Origin of the sequence: Nocardia otitidiscaviarum NBRC 14405 (assembly GCF_000308635.1) — a bacterium.
Lineage (GTDB): Bacteria > Actinomycetota > Actinomycetes > Mycobacteriales > Mycobacteriaceae > Nocardia > Nocardia otitidiscaviarum.
The window spans coordinates 51,478-67,904 of record NZ_BAGD01000280.1 but is presented as its reverse complement, the minus strand read 5'-3'; the positions used below and the strand labels follow the sequence as shown (position 1 = coordinate 67,904).

The following is a 16,427-nucleotide window of genomic DNA, read 5'->3' as shown; positions in this document are numbered from 1 at the left end:
CACCGGTGTTCAGCCGGTGTCGCGGTGTCCGGTCTGCTGCGCCTCGGGCGCGGTGAGAGCTATTCCCGCCGCGCGCGCGGCCAGGAAGATCTGTTCGGCGAGATGCCGAACCGGTTGCGGGGGAGTGCGTGTCGCGTCGCCCTCGTCCACCGGATTGCGCACGGCGGCCGGATCCCAGACCGGCATGCGGTGCGGTTCGAGTTCGCGCCACGGCTCGATCCAGTTCAGCCGCCACGCCCGCGCGCCCATATCGACCGCGCGCGCCTCCACCACCTGCCGTCGGCGTGCCACCGACTCCGGCAGCGGGCGAGCGGAATCGGCCACCGTGACCACTCCGACGAGTCGGCTGCCCGCCGGCGTCGCGTCGTTCTGATGCGAGAGCAGCGCGTATTCGAGAGCGTTGACACCGCTCATATGGGTGCGCGCGACGAGCACCACCAGCGGCGAATCCATATCGTGCAGCAGCCCGATGCGGCCCGGCCAGCGCCGCCCCGCATCACCGGCCCAGCTCATACTGGCGGCCAGACTGGTCACCCCGGCGCCGCCGTGCACGCCGACCAGCCACACCAGCGGGGGACGTCCCGGCGGGACCGGCACCGAGCGGTGCCACATGGGTACGGGCGGCCAGTCGTTCACCGCAGCACCCCCAGCAGTCGCAGATACGCGTCACGCGTCGGGGCCGCCAGCCGGTGCCACGAGATCACGTCGCCCGCGGCCAGATGCCCGTCGAACGGCACCGTTACCACTTCCCGCACCCACTTGCCGAGATAGGTGCGCACATGGTCGATGGACGCTTTTCCCGCGCCCTGCACCTGTTCGGTCAGCACGATCACCGCGTCGCCGATGAGGAACTCGCTGTACTGCTCGTCGAGCCAGCGCAGCGCCGGTCGCAGCCGGTTCACCGCGTCGGGCCGGGCGGCGACGGTGATCACCAGCCCCACCCGGGGGTCGGAGAGCAGCGGTGCGGCCAGGCGGCTGGTGACCGGCGCGCCCGCGTCCAGCACCGCGAGCAGCCCGGCCGTCTCGAGGTGGCGTGTCACCGACACCAGGGTTTCCCGGCGCGGCAGCGGGTCCGGGCCGCGGGGCAGCACTCGCACTCCGGTGGCGGTGTGGCCGGTGCAGGCGAGCACGGTGGAGGCGAGTTCGGGATGCGGGGTGTTCAGCCAATCCTGCAGGGTGCTCACGGGTGCGGCGGCGTCACAGCCGCGCAGACCCACATCACCGCCGCCGAGGGTGGCGTCGACCACGATCGGCCACACCTGTCCGTCGCTCTCGGCCACCGCCGCGGCGGCCAGTCCGAGCGCGGTGGTGGACGCGCCGGAGGAGCCCGTCGTGCCGAGCACCAGCACCGACGGCAGGGCGGCGCGCACCAGGCGCCCCTGCCCGCCGCGCAGTGGAACCGGGTCGGTCGGCGCGCCGGGCGTCGCCGTGACCGACAGCTCCACCGCCTCGGAGGTCATGGGGCACTACCCTTCCGCGGCGACGATCGCGGTGATGAGCACTCGTCCGTCACGGTGCGCGGTGGTGACGATCTGCTGCCAGGACGCCTGCTCACCATCGGGATGCCGCTCGTCCACGCCGACCAGCCAGCGCCCGGCGGGCAGCGGGGAGACGGTGACGCAGTGCCGGGTGCCGGCCGGGACCGCGGCGATGGCCTCGCGGGTGGCGCTCTCCGGGGCCACCCGGGCGTCCGGGGCGAGCAGGGCGCGCACGGCGGCGGGGTCCCGCTGTACGTACCAGGCGTATTCGAGGCGCAGGATGACACCGGGCGCGGTGGTGGCATCGCCCGCACCCGCGCCGACCACCCGCTCGGGGGTGACCGACGGCTGGCACCAGCTGTCGGTGGCGTCGGCGGCCGGTGCCGCCGCGGGCGGTTCCGGGGGTGTGGACGGCGGTGCGGCCGTAGGCGTTTCGTTGCCGGTGAACAGCCAGGCTCCGGCCGCGACCACGGTGACCAGGGCCAGCGCCGCGGCCGCCAGGGCCGAGCGCATGATCATCCGCTGTCGGCGGCGGGTGGCGAGGCTGCGCCGCCGCGCCTCCTCGACGAGCGGGGCCATCGGGTCCTCGGCCCGCAGATCCGACGACAGATCCTCGCCGTCGTAGTCGTCCGGGTCCGGTGCGCGGCGCACGTCGCCGCGGACACCGTCATCGGTCTCGAGCCACCGGGACCACGGGGCCGCTTCCGGACTCGCCGGGTGATCCGCTCCCGCGTTCTCCGGGGACAGGGCGGGCATCGTCGCCCGCGGCATCGAGGGGTCACGCCGCTCGGACACCGACATCACTCCAATCGGTCGTCGTCACTCAGCGCGGCGCGTGGAAGGCCGACACCACACCATTGATGACATCGGCGGCGGGCCCGAGCTCCGGAGCCAGCGGCGGCATGGCCGCCACCGCATCCCGCAACCCACCGACCACCGCCGCGCCCACCGGCCCGGACTCCTCCACCGCCGCGGCCGTTTCCACCACCTGCGCGGTCACCTGCGCGACGGGCTCCGCGTACTGGGGAGCCGCGACCGGCGCGGGCTCCCACACGGGAGCTGGCTCCGCGATCGGAGCGGGTGCGGCCTCCGCGATCGGGGCGGGCGCCGGTGCGGGTGCGGCAGCGGGGGTGATGCCGGGGATGACCGGTGCGGCGATCGTCGCGACGCCGGGGATGTCGATGAGCGGAGCAGGTGCGGGCTGTGCGCCCGGCGCGGCGGGTGCGGCAGCGGGGGTGATGCCGGGGATGACCGGTGCGGCGACGGTCAGCACGCCGGGGATGTGGATGAGGGGTGCCGGGGTGGGGGCCGCGACCTGGGTCGCCACCGGCTGGTCGATGGGCAGCGGGGGCTGTGGTTTGGTCGAGTCGCCGCCGCTCAGGGCGCCACCCGCGAGGGCCGCCAGCGCTCCGCCGCCGACCACCAGGGGGACGCTCACCATGCCGCCGAGCGATCCGCCGCCGACGCATCCCGCGATACCGCCGACGATCGCACCGGCCGGGGCGCCGACTCCGGCGGTGGGGATGCCGCCGATCGCGGCACCGGCCAGAGCGCCGACGGCCGCGCCGACACCGCAGCCGATCGGCACCAGCACGGCCGGGGCGAGTGCGCCCGCCGTACCGGCGCCGAGCAGTGCGCCCATCGAGCTGGTGGCGGCCATGCGGTCGGATTCCTCACGCGAGAAACCCATGCCGTCGTAGGCGGCGGCGATCTGCCATTCCGCCCAGTCCGCGTACGCCTGCGCCTTGTCGCGCGTCCGCACGTCCACCCATTCGGGCAGGTCGACGATGCCGGTGCCGAGTCGCAACTGGTGCGGATTCTCCGGAATGTACGGCGTTTCCGGTGCGGGCTGCGCGGGCTCGGCCTCGGGTTCGGAGGGCTGTTCGCGCTGGCCCGGTGGCTGCACCAGGGTGTCGATATTCGGCTGCACCTGCTGCTGCGGCCGGGGCCGGGCCGGGGGTGGGGGCGGGTCCGGAATCCAGTCGGCCGGGCTGGGTGTCGGCGGTGTCGCGGGGGCCTGGGGCGGCTGGGTCAGTCCCGGTTGTCCCTCACCGGGCACCGCGAGCCCGGGTTGTCCCGGCGCCGCCCCGGCCACGCCGTGTCCCGCGGCGAGGACCACGGGTAGGACGGAGAGAGCGGTCAACGTGCGTCTAGCGGTCATTCCGGATCCCCTTGTTCGCGGCGGGTGTCGCACCGACCGCACATCCCACACCAAACCCTCTGGACGCCCACTGCGGTCGGCCGTCACCACCCCGGGTGACATATCGGGTTCCCGCCGCAATTACCCCGCGATGAGTCCCCGTCACCTGCGATGATGTTTTGCCGGGATGATGGTACCCGAAACTGAGGTCCGGCAACTGAATACGGACGAGTCGGTATGAATTCCCTTGAATAGCCGACATCCTCCGAATCCGCCACAATAAGATCGGCGGGAGTGCGCGGCAGCCGTGCCCCGCAACACCTTTCATCAGCGCCCCGATCCGCGAAGGGGAGGCTCGTGCGCCTATCAGCAATCCGCCAGCGAACGGCGCTGCTCCTGCTGACACTGGTCACCGCCGCCGCCTGCGGCCTCTCCGACACCCCATCCTCCGCACCCACCTCGGCGCCCCCCGACCCGAACCGGCCACCGGCCGACATCCACTGGGAGACCTGGCAGGGTGTGCGACTTCCCTTCGGCGGCAAGGACGGTCCCACCCGCGTAGCCGAGGCCGCCCTGGGCTATTCGCACACCCCGCAGGGTGCGGCGTTGGCCGCCATCCACCACACCGTCCGCATCTCCCTGGCCCCCGACGCCACCTGGTCGAAGATCGCCGCGCAGACCCTCGTACCCGGCCCCGGCAAGGACGAATGGGTGCTGGCCCGCGCCCGGATCTCGGTCACCCAACCCGCCTCCGCGGAACTGGCTCCCCGCATCGCCGCCTACAAGTTCACCGCCTACGCCGAGGATCGCGCGCAGTTGCTCGTGTACAGCATCTACTCGGACAACAGCATTGCGGCAAACACTCAGACAGTCGTCTGGTCCCACGGCGACTGGCGTTTGCTCCTGCCCGATCCGGCCCTGAAATCCGTGGTGGTGGAAGCGGTCCCGGACATCCCCGCCGATGCCGTGCGATTGCCGCAACCCGACTAGTCGGCTGTCTCACTTGCGCCGCCGCGACTCGGCTGGCATACATGCGCACCGGCAATGTCGCGTACCCGGAATGCCGACCACGGCGCGCCGACTCCACGCCCGCCGGTTCGCATCGGGTGGTCCGTCCCGCGTGCACCACCCGCATCTCCAGCCGATGCGCGCCGTTCGGACACGGGCGCCGCGCCCGAACGGCGGCGGCACCGTCCGGGCGCGGTCCGACCCGCGTTCCTCCGCGACGAGTCAGACGCGGGCGGCCACGGCTGCGCGGACCTCCTCGGCCACCAGATCGGCGTTGATCTGCGCACCGGCCATGGCGCCCGCGGCGGCGGCGCTGCCGACCTGGGCGGACAGGTCGGTGACATTGCCCGCGGCCCAGACGCCCGGCACCTCGGTGCGGCCGGTCGGGTCGGCGGGGATGTGCTCGCCCATGCCGGAGGGGTGGGCGACCGCGGTCAGGCCCAGGCCCGCGAGGAATTCGGCGCGCGCCACCATGCGCGAGGCGACCGCCACCGTGGTGCGGGGGATGAGCGTGCCATCGGCCAGCCGCACACCGGTCAGCCGGTCCTGGGTGATCTCGAGTGCGGCCACCGCCCCCTCGACGACCTCGATTCCCCGCGCCGCCAAGTCCTCCCGCTGGTCCGCGCTCAACGGCAGATCGTTGGCGAGAAACACCACATCGGCGCTCAACTGCCGGAACAGCAGTGCGCCGTGCACCGACATCGGTCCGGTGGCGATGACACCGATGGGCTGATCGCGCACCTCCCAGCCGTGGCAGTAGGGGCAGTGCACCACCTCGCGCCCCCAGCGTTCGCGCAGTCCCGCGATCTCGGGCAGTTCGTCGACCAGTCCGGTGGTCACCAGCAGTCGCCGCGCCCGCACCGTCCCGCCGTCGCGCAGCGTCACCGCGAGACCGTCGTCGACGCGCGCCACCGCCGTAACCTCGTCGTCGACGATCTCGCCGCCGTAGCCGCGTACCTCGTCGCGGCCGCGCCGCAGCAGCTCCCGCGGCGGCACGCCGTCGCGCGCGAACAGCCCGTGCACCGCGTGGGCGGGGGCATTGCGCGGCGCTCCCGAGTCGACCACCAGCACCGACCGCCGCGAGCGCGCCAGCATGAGCGCCCCGTTCAGTCCCGCGGCCCCGCCGCCGATCACCACCGCGTCATAGTTTCCGGTCCATTCGGTCATCCAGACCACCTCCTCGCCGACGACCATGCGCCCGAACCCGCGATTTCGGCAAGCTCCTTTGCCGTTATGGCAAACTGGAGGCATGGAAGACCTGGATCAGGCCCTGGAAGCGGTCGGCCCCCGCCTGCGCGCCCTGCGTAAACAGCGCGATGTCACCCTCACCGGTCTCTCCGCCACCACCGGCATCTCGGTGAGCACCCTGTCCCGCCTGGAATCCGGTGCCCGCCGCCCCACACTCGAACTGCTGCTGCCCCTGGCCAAGGCCCACCGCGTCACCCTGGACGAACTGGTCGGCGCCCCACCCACCGGCGATCCGCGCGTCCACCTGCGTCCGGTCACCCAGCACGGCATGACCATGATTCCGCTGACCCGCCGCCCCGGCGGCGTGCAGGCGTACAAGCTCGTGCTCGCCCCCGATGCTCACCGCGGCGATCCGGATCCCAAGACCCACGAGGGCTACGAATGGCTCTACGTACTCAATGGCCGCCTGCGCGTCATCCTCGCCGAACACGATTTCGTCATGCTCCCCGGTGAGGCGGCCGAATTCGACACCCGCGTCCCGCACTGGTTCGGTCCGGCCGACGACAATCCGGTCGAATTCCTCAGCCTCTTCGGCAAACAGGGCGAACGCGCGCACCTGCGGGTGAGTCCGAAAGCTGAGTCGAAGTAGGCTGGTCCCGCTCGTATTCCGGGAGTCGCGCCACGCGGAGCCGTCGTGCGCGAGGGCCGTCGATACCGCGTATAAACTTCTTCGCGGCCGACCGCATCCGGCGAGGCCGGACATGTCGGAGGAGGCCGTGTGGAAATGAGCGTCTGTTCGCCGCCGGGCGCGTTGCGCTGACACTATGGGGCGCACGGCATTGCCGGTGGTCCGGCGACTCGGTCCGCTCGGCCATCCGGCCCGCCTGACGGTGGTCGGTTTCACCGCGGTCAACCTGCTCGGCATGTTGCTTCTGATGCTGCCGATCTCGTCCGAATCGGGGTCGTGGACGGCACCGGAGACGGCATTGTTCACCTCCACCTCGGCGGTCTGCGTGACCGGCCTGGTGGTGGTCGACACCGCGACCTACTGGTCGGGCTTCGGCGAGGCGGTGGTGCTCGCGCTCATCCAGATCGGTGGGCTCGGCATCATGACCGCGGCCTCGCTGCTCGGTCTGCTGGTCGCCCGCCGCATGGGTCTGCGCATGCAGCTCATCGCCCAAGCCGAGACCAAGACGCTGCGTCTCGGCGAGACGAAGCGGGTCGTGGTCGGCGTTCTCGCCATGAGCCTGTCGATCGAGGTGATCGTTGCAGTGGTGCTGACCGCGCGACGCCTGGCGACCACGGGTGACTCCTTCGCCTCCGCCCTGTATTGGGGTGTGTTCCACTCGATCTCGGCTTACAACAACGCCGGATTCGGGCTGCACCCCGACAGTCTGGTCGGCGTCGCCACCGACGGCTGGATCATCGTGCCGATCATGATCGCGTTCGTTCTCGGCGGCATCGGCTTCCCGGTGGTGTTCGAGGTGTCGCGGGCGATGCGCTCGCGGCTGCGGGGCGTCCGAATCCCGGGATGGTCGCTGCACACCAAGATCACCGTGCTGACCTACGCCGGTCTACTCGCCGTCGGTGTCGTGCTGGTGACAGCACTGGAATGGACCAACCCTCGAACCCTCGGCCCACTGGCGCTGCCGGGCAAACTGCTCGCGGGGGTGTTTCACGGCGCGTCCCCGCGTACCGCGGGCTTCAACTCCGTGGATGTCGGTGCCCTGCACCCCACCACGCTGCTTGTCAATGACGCTCTGATGTTCATCGGCGGCGGCAGCGCGGGCACGGCGGGCGGGATCAAGGTGACCACCTTCGCGCTACTGGCGTTCGTGGTGTACGCCGAGGTGCGCGGCCAGCCGACCGTACACGTGATGGGGCGGCGGCTGGCCGCGACCGTGCAGCGGCAGGCGATCACCGTGGCGCTGCTGAGTCTCGGCGTCGTTCTGATCTCGACCATGACGCTGCTGCGGCTGTCGCATCTGCCCCTCGACGACGTGCTGTTCGAGGTGACCTCGGCGTTCGGCACCGTAGGCCTGTCCACCGGCATCACCGCCGATCTGCCGACCACCGGGCATCTGCTGCTGATCGGCCTCATGTTCATCGGCCGTGTCGGTCCGATCACCCTGGCGTCCGCCCTCGCGCTGCGCGAGCACGAACGCCGCTACGAGCTACCGGAGGAGCGACCCATCGTTGGCTAGGACACCATTCACCAAGGCCCCCAAACACCCCGGTACCAGGGTGGTCGTCATCGGGTTGGGCCGGTTCGGCGGCTCACTGGCTCGCGAACTGGTCGTGCACGGCTCCGAGGTGCTGGCCATCGACTCCGATCCTCGCCTGGTGCAGAACTACTCCGACGAACTCACCCACGTCGCGGTCGCCGACACCACCGATATAGCCGCGCTGGAACAGCTAGGCGTACCGGACTTCCCACACGCGGTGGTCGGCATCGGCACCGATCTGGAAGCGAGCATTCTCACCACCTCCCTGCTCGTCGACTTCAAGATCCCACGCATCTGGGCCAAGGCCACCAGCCGCCAGCACGGCCGCATCCTCGAGCGCATCGGCGCGCATCACGTGGTGCTGCCGGAATTCGATATGGGCGAACGCATCGCGCACCTGGTGACCGGGCGCATGCTCGACTACATCGAATTCGACGAGGACTACGCCATGGTGCGCACCACTGCTCCGCGCGCGGCGATCGGGATGACGCTTACCGAGAGCGGTCTGCGGCAGCAGTTCGACGTGACGGTCGTCGCCATCAAGCGGCGCGGCGGCGAATTCACCTATGCCACGCCGGATACCGTGGTGATGGACGGCGATCAGCTCATCGTGTCCGGCAGCATCGCCGATGTCGAATCGTTCGCGGACCTCGTCTGAGCGTTTCCACGGCCGAGCCGTCCGAAGAAATCGGGGCTGTCGGTGCCCGGCGCTAGGGTACGGCCCATGGGATACGAATTTCAGGTGGTCGTCGACTGCGCCGATCCGCACACCCAGGCCGACTGGTGGGCGGAGGCGCTGGGGTGGGAGGTCGAACCCCAGGACGAGGACTTCATTCGCACCATGGTCGCGCAGGGGCACGCCTCGGAGGACGACACCACGACGCATCGGGGAAAGCTGGTCTGGAAGATCGGGACGGCCATCCGGCATCCGGAGCGGCCCCGGGTGCTGTTCCAGCTCGTGCCCGAGGCCAAGACGGTGAAGAACCGACTACATCTGGATATCCGGGTGGGGGACGAGCGGCGGGCGGCCGAGGTGGAGCGGCTGACCGAACTCGGCGCGAAGCCGCTGCACGAGGGACGGCAGGGGCCGTTCTCCTGGGTCACCATGGCCGACCCCGAGGGCAACGAGTTCTGCGTGGCCTGAACACCGCGGCCATGGTCTCCGGGGCCTATCGGTTCTGTGCGCCCGGTGTGCCCGACGCTGGCGTGTGGAAGCGAAACAGATTGTCCCAGCGATGATCCAACCGCTGTTTCGCCTCCGGCAGTGACACCACCCCGAGGGCTCCACCCTCGCCCTCGGTGAGCAACTCCAGTTCCCGCAGTTTGCGCAGCCCGTCGGAGACCTCGTAGTCGAAGGTGGTCCGCCAGTGCTTGCGGAACCACTCCTCGATGCGCCGGTCCAGTTCCGCCGCGGTCAGCGGGTGCTCGGCGGTGCGCAGGAAGTGATAGGCGAGCAGCGCCTCCTTGACCTCCGATTCCTCCGCCGCCCCCAGCAGGTGGTGGAAGACGCCCGCGTCATTGTCCAGATTGCGGAAGTAGAGGTGCTCCGACAGCGTCTTCATGAGCTTGATCTTGCGGTTCTTGAACTTCGAGAACTGGCGCACCAGATACCCGCCGAAGGCCGCCAGTCCGGCCCCGAGCGTGACCAGCGCGGTCTGATCCAGCGTGACCGATTCGTCGCGGAGTCCGAGCCAGAAGGCCAGCAGCAGCACCAGCAGCCCCATCGAGGCGATCAGCTTGGTGACCACGACGATGATCCCGGAAACCACCGCGGGCACCCCGATGAGCAGTTTGTCCAGCGGCCGCATACGCACGCGCACGCTCGGATACAGCATCTCCAGATCATTGCGCGGCACATCCTGGAACAGTTTCAACAGCACACCGCCGGCGGGCTGCCCGTCGTCGGCCTGCTCGCGCTCGGTGAACGCGATATACACCAGCACCTTGGCGTAGCTGGTGAATTCGACGGTGCGCCGCCGCAACCCGTACAGCGACTTCACCCGTTCGGTTTTGCGTGTCTCGCCGCGCCGGAAGAACAGCACCGTGTCGATATTCTCGTCCTCCACCTCCAGCCGCACCTTCACCAGCGACTGTTCGGCGAAGGCCCGCTCGATCTCGGCTTCGTCGATGCGCGTGAAATTGGCCGCCTCCGCCAGTGCGATGAGCTCCCGCTCCACCCGCTGCCGCGCCGCCGCCCGCTCCGGCGGGGTCGCGGTCCGGATCACCCGCATATCCTCGGCCGGATCGACCAGCTGATACGCGTCGAGCACCGCATCGCCGCGCTCGTGGAACGAGTAGTGGACCAGGGCCGCCAGTAATCGTGCGAACTCCAGGAAGGACTCCCGCTCGGTCTCGGGCACCTCGTCGGCGCACAGCGAGATGACCGCGCTCTTGCGAAACGGCAGAAAGTGTTCCATCGGCAACTCCTCTCGGCGGGCGCACCCGTCGGCTTCAACCCTAGGGGGCGGCCGCCGCCGCCCGTGCGGGACCGGTGACCGCGAAACGGCTTCGAGCGCACCGGGTGTGCGCACCCGTCGGGTCCGTCTGGGGTGCGGGCGGTGTGCCGCGTCGCCGCCCGTTGTGCGGAATCTCGCCCCGTCTCCGGCGCGCCGGTGCCCGAACAGCTGTCGTGGACGCCCGCGGTGTCCGTTCTCGGCGGCGAACCCGCTCGGCTCGCGCCCGATCCCGCGCCGTGACGGCGGTGACGACCTGCGCCGCGACCGCCGCCGCAATCGGTCAGGAATCGAGAAGCGCCGCTCTCCGGGCCGTAGCTAGCGTCGACTCCGGAACATCCGCCCGCGAGTGCCGCGGCGGCGTGGCTCGAACGGAGAGGAGACCACCATGACCAGGAATATCCGGATCAGGCAGGCGCACCGGTGGCTGGCCGTCACCTTCGTGGCGACCACCGTCGTCACCGTGATCGGATTGGCGGTGGGCGGCCCCGAATGGCTGTCCTACCTGCCGCTGGCGCCGCTCGCCGTACTGGCGTTCTCCGGTCTGTACCTGCTGGTGTCGTCGTATACGAGCGCCCGTCGCGGTGCCGCGCCGCGCCCGGTCGGCTGGGTGCGGGGACAGCGGGTGCGGCAGGCGCACCGCTGGTCGGCGGTCGTTTTCACGGTGACGGTGCTCGCCACCTTCGTCGCCCTCGCCCCGGAGGACCCCATCGTATGGGTCTCCTACCTGCCGCTGATCCCGCTGGCAGCTCTCCTCGTCACCGGATCCACCATGCTGGTGCGATGGTGGCGCGCCCGCTCGGTCCCGCTCCAGAATGCGGAACGACAGGCGTAGCACCACCTCTCGAATATCGAATCCGAGTTCGGCGGCGCACCGAGCGGCCAGCTCCATGCCCAGCTCACCGTCCGCCTGCTCGGCTCGGTGTCGCTGGTGAGTTCGGGCGTGCGATCGGTGCGGAGCTGGCCTGGCGAGTCAGGCCCCCACGTACTCCGCGAGGTGCTGACCGGTCAGTGTGGAGCGGTCGGCCACCAGATCGGCGGGCGTGCCCTCGAAGACGATCGTGCCGCCGTCGTGGCCCGCGCCCGGTCCGAGGTCGATGATCCAGTCGGCGTGCGCCATCACGGCTTGGTGATGCTCGATGACGATCACCGACTTGCCGGATTCCACCAGCTTGTCGAGCAGTCCGAGCAGCTGCTCCACATCGGCGAGATGCAGGCCGGTGGTGGGCTCGTCGAGGACGTACACCCCGCCCTTGTCGGCCATGTGGGTGGCCAGCTTGAGGCGCTGCCGCTCACCGCCGGACAGCGTGGTCAGCGGCTGCCCGATGGTCAGATAGCCGAGCCCGACATCGGCGAGCCGTCGCAGGATCGCATGCGCGGCAGGGGTTTTGGCCTCACCGTCGCCGAAGAACTCCACGGCCTCGGTCACCGGCATGGCCAGCACCTCGCTGATGTCCTTGCCGCCCAGGGTGTATTCCAGCACCTCCGCCATGAACCGCTTGCCCTCGCACACCTCACAGGTGGTGGCGACCCCGGCCATGATGCCCAGATCGGAGTAGACGACGCCCGCGCCGTTGCAATTAGGGCACGCGCCTTCGGAATTGGAGCTGAACAGCGCGGGCTTGACCCCGTTGGCCTTCGCGAACGCCTTGCGGATCGGCTCGAGCAGCCCGGTGTAGGTGGCCGGATTGCTGCGCCGCGAGCCGCGAATGGGCGTCTGGTCCACCGCCACCACGCCGTCGGAACCGGGTATGGAGCCGTGGATCAGCGAACTCTTGCCGGATCCGGCCACGCCGGTGACCACGCACAGCACACCGAGCGGGACATCGACGGAGACATCGCGCAGATTGTTGGTCTTGGCATGGCGAATCTTCCACGCCCCGTTCGGTTCCCGTACCTCGCTCTTGAGCGTGGCGCGGTCGTCGAAGTGCCGCCCGGTGATGGTCCCGCTGGTGCGCAGCTTGTCGACGGTGCCCTCGAAGCAGATGGCGCCGCCCGCCGCGCCCGCGCCCGGACCGAGGTCCACCACATGGTCGCCGATGGCGATGGTCTCCGGCTTGTGCTCGACGACCAGGACCGTATTACCCTTGTCCCGCAGTCGCAGCAGCAGATCGTTCATGCGCTGGATATCGTGCGGATGCAGTCCGGCGGTGGGTTCGTCGAACACATAGGTGACATCGGTGAGCGAGGAGCCGAGGTGGCGGATCATCTTGACGCGCTGCGCCTCACCGCCCGACAGCGTGCCCGAGGGCCGGTTCAGCGACAGATAGCCGAGCCCGATCTCCACGAACGAGTCGAGCGTGTGCCGCAGCGCGTCCAGCAGCGGCTGCACCGACGGTTCCCGCAGTCCGCCGACCCATTCGGCCAGATCGCTGATCTGCATGGCGCACGCGTCGGCGATATTGACCTTGCCGATCTTCGACGAGCGCGCCTCGGCGCTGAGCCGGGTGCCGTCGCAGTCCGGACAGGTCTGGAAGGTCACCGCCCGTTCCACGAACGCGCGCACATGCGACTGCAAGGAGTCGACGTCCTTGGCCAGCATGGTCTTGCGCATCTTGGTGATGATGCCCTCGTAGGTGAGGTTGATGCCCTCGACCTTGATCTTGGTGGGCTCCTTGTAGAGCAGATCGTTGAGTTCACGTTTGGTGAACTTCTTGATCGGCTTGTCCATATCGAAGAATCCGGAGCCGCTGAAGATGCGGCCGTACCAGCCGTCCATGCTGTAGCCCGGCACGGTCAGCGCGCCCCCGTTGAGCGATTTGCTGTCGTCGTAGAGCTGGGTCAGGTCGATGTCGTTGACCGACCCGCGCCCCTCACAGCGCGGGCACATCCCGCCGGTGATGCTGAAGCTGCGCCGCTCCCGGACCTTCTGGCCGCCCTTCTCCACCGTGACCGCGCCCGCCCCGCTGATGGAGGCCACATTGAAGGAGAACGCCTGCGGGGAACCGATATGCGGCGTGCCGAGTCGGCTGAACAGAATGCGCAGCATGGCATTGGCGTCGGTGGCGGTGCCGACCGTGGAGCGGGGGTCGGAGCCCATTCGCTCCTGGTCGACGATGATGGCGGTGGTCAGACCGTCCAGCACGTCCACGTCGGGTCGCGCCTGGGTCGGCATGAAGCCCTGGATGAAGGTGCTGTAGGTCTCGTTGATGAGCCGCCGCGACTCCGCGGCGATGGTGTCGAACACCAGCGAGCTCTTGCCCGAGCCCGATACGCCGGTGAACACGGTCAACCGGCGCTTGGGGATCTCGACGCTGACGTCCTTCAGGTTGTTCTCCCGCGCGCCGACCACCCGGATCAGATCGTGGGTGTCGGCCGCGTGCGCGGGCGACCGCGTGTCCGTCTTCTTGGCCATAGCTCGTGGTGTCTTCCTCTTGTTCGGTCGGACGGCTCTCAATCCAGCTGCTTGATGCGGACCATATTGCCCGCGGGATCGCGGAAGGCGCAGTCCCGAACCCCGTACGGCTGGTCGGTCGGTTCCTGCACCACCTCGGCGGCGTCGCTGGCCTGCACCTTCTCGAAGACGCCGTCGAGGTCGCGGGTGGCCAGATTGATTCCGGCGTAGGTGCCCTTGGCCATCATCTCGGCGATGACGCGCCGCTCGTCGTCGGTGATGCCGGGATCGGCGGCCGGGGGATGCAGCACGATGGAGACATCGGGCTGGCCGACCGGCCCGACGGTGATCCAGCGCATGCCCTCGTAGCCGACGTCGTTGCGGACCTCGAAGCCGAGGGTGTCCCGGTAGAACGCCAGCGCGGCGTCCGGATCGTCCTGGGGCAGATAGGAGGCATTGATGCTGATGTCCATGCTGATCACGGTAGTTACCGGCCGCCGGTCGAGGCTTCTCGATTCCTGATCGGTCTGGTGATCTGCTTGGCCACGCAGGCCGGGATGCCGGCCGCCTCGTTCGCGGCCTCCCGCTTGTACACGCTGGGCGGCATTCCGACCAGTTCGGTGAACCGGGTGCTGAACGTGCCCAGCGAGGCGCAGCCCACCTCGAAGCAGACCTCGGTGACACTCAGATCGCCGCGCCGCAGCAGCGCCATGGCGCGTTCGATCCGCCGCGTCATCAGATACGAGTAGGGCGACTCGCCGTAGGCGGCCCGGAACTGGCGGCTGAGATGTCCCGCCGACATGTGCGCGTCCCGGGCGAGCCGTTCGACATCCAGGGGTTGGGCGTACTCCCGGTCGATCCGGTCCCGGACGCGCCGCAATACCGCGAGGTCGCGTAGCCGCTGCTGCTCGGGTCTGCTGGTCACTCCGCAGATCGTCCCATATTGCCGGATCGGCAGGGCGCGCTCGCGTGGCGCGTGTTGCGGCAGCGACGTACGTGAACACTTCGGTGCGCGATACTGGGATTGAACCAGTGACGCGTGTTCTATGTTTCGTGACCTTGACCAGCTGAAACCCAGTGTTACCAGCGAATTTTCGATGATGCGTCTTTTGCGCTAGGCGGCACCGATCTGCACCGATACACTTTTCTCAGGTCAGATCTAGGTCATTACCTCGGGTCAGAATCTAGGTCAGCCGAGGTCAGGGTCAGGTCAGTACGCAAGTCTGAGGTGAACTCTTATGGTCCGTGGGGAGGGCCGCAAGCGCCGGAAGTCGGGGACGTTCGGGTCGGTCGATGAATTGCCGACCGGGCGGTTTCGAGCGCGCTACTACGGTCCCAATGGACGGCGGTACAAAGCGCCGACCTATTTTCTGACACAGCAGGACGCACGCGCCTGGCTGTCGGTGGTGCAGGCGGACATCATCCGAAAGCGGTGGCAGCCACCGGATATCGAGACTCCGATTGAGGTCAGAATGACCTTCCGTGAGTACGCCGAACGGTGGATCAAGGAGCGTGACCTTGGAGACCGGACCCGAGGCGACTATCGGGATTGGCTTGACGCTCATATCCTTCCGGTGCTTGGTGAGTACCCGATTAGCTCGATTGAAGAAGAAGACATCAGGAAGTGGTACGCCAATCTGAATTCTCAGACGCCTACCTTGCGTGCGCGGGTCTACGGTCTGTGCTCCACGATCTTCAATACCGCCGTTGACGACAAGAAGGTTCCGGTTCATCGAAACCCATGTCGGATACGGGGCGCTGGCACCGTCAAGCGAGCGCGCATCATCCGTCCAGCCACCCTGGGCGAACTCGAAACGATCGTCGCGACTCTGCCCAGAAGGTTCCAACTGATGGCCTTGCTCGCAACATGGTGTGCGCTGCGATTCGGCGAATTGGCCGAGCTCCGTCGGAAGGATGTCGATCTAGGGCGGAGGCGGATCTACGTCGAACGAGGGGTGATTCGTCTCAAGAGCACCGAGAAGGGCGTTGCGGTCCGCAAGGTCAAAGCGCCGAAGTCCGAAGCTGGGGTGCGGTACGTTTCCGTGCCGCCGCACTTGATCCCAGCGGTTGAAGATCACCTCCGTGACCATGTAGATCCCGAACCGAGTGCGCTGCTATTCCCTGCGGTGCACGGTGGACATCTTGCGCCCTCCACGTTCGCTCGTCATTGGTACCGGGCATGCCGCGCAGCCGGACGCTGGACGGAGGGCGACGGTGAAGACACGGATGGCGACGGCAAGGCCGATCTGACATTGCACGACCTTCGGCATACCGGCGCAGTGCTGGCAGCGTTGACGGGTGCGACGTTGAAGGAGCTGATGGACCGCCTTGGACACTCGACTCCGGCGGCAGCGATGCGTTATCAGCACGCAGCGAATGACCGTGACATGGCCATCGCCGTAGCGTTGTCGAAGTTCGTTGAACCCGAGGCCGACAGCGTCGACACCGGCAACGGTCGCGCAAAGGGAAGACAGGCGCGCCGGTCACGTTCGAACGGAACATCACAGCGGAGGCGACCGAGAACATGACGGGGGAGATGCGAGGAATCCTGAAAATATGTCGCTCGGTCATGCTGTACTTGTTCAGCATGGGGAGGCGGCG

The 16,427-nt window shown here is 68.7% G+C and carries 16 protein-coding genes; 7 read left to right on the top strand and 9 right to left on the bottom strand.

The genetic code is table 11. The features are described 5' to 3' along the window. Positions 1-9 precede the first annotated feature (9 nt). Genes ON31_RS33075 through ON31_RS33060 form a run of 4 tightly spaced genes read right to left on the bottom strand, consistent with a single transcriptional unit; the run spans position 10 to position 3,639 of the window. Complete coding sequence (locus ON31_RS33075; RefSeq protein WP_147287131.1) at positions 10-636, bottom strand: hypothetical protein; 627 nt, start codon at positions 634-636, stop codon at positions 10-12. Further along, positions 633-1,460, bottom strand: a complete 828-nt coding sequence (locus ON31_RS33070) for a MinD/ParA family ATP-binding protein (RefSeq protein ID WP_039819161.1) — start codon at positions 1,458-1,460, stop codon at positions 633-635. Before ON31_RS33070 ends, ON31_RS33075 begins: the two co-directional genes overlap by 4 nt. Before the next feature lie 6 nt (positions 1,461-1,466). Next, positions 1,467-2,273 (bottom strand): DUF8176 domain-containing protein, encoded by an 807-nt coding sequence (locus ON31_RS35130; RefSeq protein WP_147287132.1) that lies wholly within the window; start codon positions 2,271-2,273, stop codon positions 1,467-1,469. 28 nt (positions 2,274-2,301) lie between these two features. Next, the gene (locus ON31_RS33060; protein WP_147287134.1) at positions 2,302-3,639 is read right to left on the bottom strand and encodes a hypothetical protein; all 1,338 of its coding nucleotides are present in this window, start codon (positions 3,637-3,639) and stop codon (positions 2,302-2,304) included. A gap of 336 nt (positions 3,640-3,975) precedes the next feature. Here ON31_RS33060 and ON31_RS33055 point away from each other — a divergent pair, with 336 nt between their 5' ends. Next, a complete protein-coding gene (locus ON31_RS33055; protein WP_255222356.1) occupies positions 3,976-4,608 on the top strand; it encodes a DUF8175 domain-containg protein in 633 nt (210 codons plus the stop codon). A gap of 240 nt (positions 4,609-4,848) precedes the next feature. Here ON31_RS33055 and ON31_RS33050 read toward each other — a convergent pair whose 3' ends face one another. Beyond that, a complete protein-coding gene (locus tag ON31_RS33050) occupies positions 4,849-5,793 on the bottom strand; it encodes an NAD(P)/FAD-dependent oxidoreductase (protein ID WP_039819192.1) in 945 nt (314 codons plus the stop codon). An 82-nt stretch (positions 5,794-5,875) separates the two neighbouring features. On the opposite strand from ON31_RS33050, the gene ON31_RS33045 reads away from it, so the two are divergent. The 4 genes from ON31_RS33045 (at position 5,876) to ON31_RS33030 (ending at position 9,183) form a co-directional block, all read left to right on the top strand. Next, a complete protein-coding gene (locus ON31_RS33045; RefSeq protein WP_039819159.1) occupies positions 5,876-6,463 on the top strand; it encodes a helix-turn-helix domain-containing protein in 588 nt (195 codons plus the stop codon). Between the two features lie 175 nt (positions 6,464-6,638). Beyond that, a complete protein-coding gene (locus ON31_RS33040; RefSeq protein WP_039819158.1) occupies positions 6,639-8,018 on the top strand; it encodes a TrkH family potassium uptake protein in 1,380 nt (459 codons plus the stop codon). Beyond that, complete coding sequence (locus ON31_RS33035; RefSeq protein WP_228808283.1) at positions 8,011-8,697, top strand: potassium channel family protein; 687 nt, start codon at positions 8,011-8,013, stop codon at positions 8,695-8,697. Before ON31_RS33040 ends, ON31_RS33035 begins: the two co-directional genes overlap by 8 nt. A gap of 66 nt (positions 8,698-8,763) precedes the next feature. Further along, complete coding sequence (locus tag ON31_RS33030) at positions 8,764-9,183, top strand: VOC family protein (RefSeq protein WP_039819156.1); 420 nt, start codon at positions 8,764-8,766, stop codon at positions 9,181-9,183. 25 nt (positions 9,184-9,208) lie between these two features. Here the strand turns inward: ON31_RS33030 and ON31_RS33025 are convergent, their stop codons facing one another. Beyond that, positions 9,209-10,456: a TMEM143 family protein gene (locus ON31_RS33025; protein WP_051038230.1), complete on the bottom strand. Its 1,248-nt coding sequence runs from the start codon at positions 10,454-10,456 to the stop codon at positions 9,209-9,211. 424 nt (positions 10,457-10,880) lie between these two features. Between ON31_RS33025 and ON31_RS36380 the strand changes: the two genes are divergently transcribed. Then, positions 10,881-11,327: a hypothetical protein gene (locus ON31_RS36380; protein ID WP_039819155.1), complete on the top strand. Its 447-nt coding sequence runs from the start codon at positions 10,881-10,883 to the stop codon at positions 11,325-11,327. A 138-nt stretch (positions 11,328-11,465) separates the two neighbouring features. On the opposite strand, the gene ON31_RS33015 is transcribed toward ON31_RS36380, so the two are convergent. From ON31_RS33015 to ON31_RS33005, 3 genes are read right to left on the bottom strand one after another with little or no spacing between them, the layout of a single operon-like run. Further along, positions 11,466-13,847 (bottom strand): ATP-binding cassette domain-containing protein, encoded by a 2,382-nt coding sequence (locus tag ON31_RS33015; RefSeq protein ID WP_039819154.1) that lies wholly within the window; start codon positions 13,845-13,847, stop codon positions 11,466-11,468. A 38-nt stretch (positions 13,848-13,885) separates the two neighbouring features. Then, on the bottom strand, positions 13,886-14,299 hold the full coding sequence (locus tag ON31_RS33010) for a VOC family protein (protein ID WP_039819190.1): 414 nt from the start codon (positions 14,297-14,299) through the stop codon (positions 13,886-13,888). A gap of 14 nt (positions 14,300-14,313) precedes the next feature. Beyond that, the gene (locus ON31_RS33005) at positions 14,314-14,751 is read right to left on the bottom strand and encodes a helix-turn-helix transcriptional regulator (RefSeq protein ID WP_039819153.1); all 438 of its coding nucleotides are present in this window, start codon (positions 14,749-14,751) and stop codon (positions 14,314-14,316) included. A 313-nt stretch (positions 14,752-15,064) separates the two neighbouring features. On the opposite strand from ON31_RS33005, the gene ON31_RS36135 reads away from it, so the two are divergent. Next, positions 15,065-16,354 (top strand): tyrosine-type recombinase/integrase, encoded by a 1,290-nt coding sequence (locus ON31_RS36135; RefSeq protein ID WP_081592925.1) that lies wholly within the window; start codon positions 15,065-15,067, stop codon positions 16,352-16,354. Positions 16,355-16,427 lie beyond the last annotated feature (73 nt).